General features: G+C 53.0%; 1 protein-coding gene and 1 pseudogene. Both read right to left on the reverse strand.

All coding sequences use genetic code 11. The features are described 5' to 3' along the window. A partial coding sequence (locus ACTHS3_RS13520; protein ID WP_440368198.1) for a siderophore ABC transporter substrate-binding protein occupies window positions 1-755 on the reverse strand: 755 nt, incomplete at its 3' end. 115 nt (window positions 756-870) lie between these two features. Further along, window positions 871-1281 (reverse strand): annotated as a pseudogene (locus ACTHS3_RS13525) (TonB-dependent receptor); the annotation flags it as partial.

The following is a 1281-nucleotide window of genomic DNA, read 5'->3' on the forward strand; positions in this document are numbered from 1 at the left end:
AGCCAATCAGGGTTTTTCTCTTTCAGGTATTCAAAGCTGATAGGCTGGCCGTGGCTGCCTTCTTTAATCGATTCATCGACAGCGGGAACGCCGATGTCTTTGTGCAGCCAACCGCCCAAACGGGAAGAAGGGCCGAAAGCCGACATCTTGCCGCCGTTGACCAAAATCACCAAACCCTTGCCTTTGCCTTGAGCAGCGGTTTTCGCCGCTTCAAACGAAGCATCGATTTCCGCTTTCAGCTTGTCGGCTTCCGCCTGTTTGCCGAAGATTTGCCCCAGCGCGTCGATGCGCTCTTTTGAGCTTTCTTTCAGATTGGCGGTTTCGGCGGTCATCTCGATGGTCGGCGCAATGGCGTTCAACTTGTCAAACGCTTTGGCTGCGCGGCTGCCGATGATGATGAGCTGCGGTTTGTAGGCGTTAAGCGCTTCGTAGTCAGGCTCAAACAGCGTACCGGCAGGTTTCGTGGTTTTGAAATATTCGTCCAAATAAGGCAGCCGGTTTTTATCGACGGACAAACCGGTTTTCACGCCCAATTTGTTTAAAGTGTCGAGCATGCCCAAATCGTAAACGGCGATACGCTCCGGATTTTGCGGCACTTTCGCGTCGCCGCGCGTGGTTTTCACCGTCAGGCTTGCGCCTTCGGTTTGGGCGGCAGAAGCGGAAGCAGTTTGTGCCTGATTGGAAGCAGAATCTTTCGGCGAACACGCACCCAAAGCGAGGGTGCAGCATACGGCTAAAGCGGTCAAACGTAACATAGAGGTTCTCCGTGGTCGGAAATAAAGCAAATAGAAATGATAACTTGTATCGGATTATAAAGCTAGACGCCGTCTGAAAACTTTTGTTTTCAGACGGCCTTTTCAAGCTGATTGCTTAGAAGCGGTAGTTCACACCCAAGCGGACATCGCGGCCAGGTTCAGACAGGGAGTTAGCACCTGCGCGTTGGCTGTGCGGCTTGTAGTTTTTATCAAAGACATTGTTGACTGAGAAGTTGACGTTCAAGTCGTCTTTGCCTGTCGGCTTCCAGTTGGCGAAGATATCGTTGACGCCGTAGCCTGCGCGGACGACATTCAGAGCTACATCAGAGCCACGCGAGGTCGGGGCGTAGCCTGCATTTTGGACATAACGTCCGCGCCAGCCGATTTCCAGATTCGGATTGTCAAATTGGTACGACAGACCTGTTGTCCATGTGCGTCCCATCGGGATAGCGGTCGTTACTTTGTCGGCGGTATCGCCGTTCAGCTTCGGTTTGCTGTAGGCTACGCCTGCACGTGCGGTCAGACC

The organism is Neisseria sp. P0009.S007 (genome assembly GCF_051962515.1).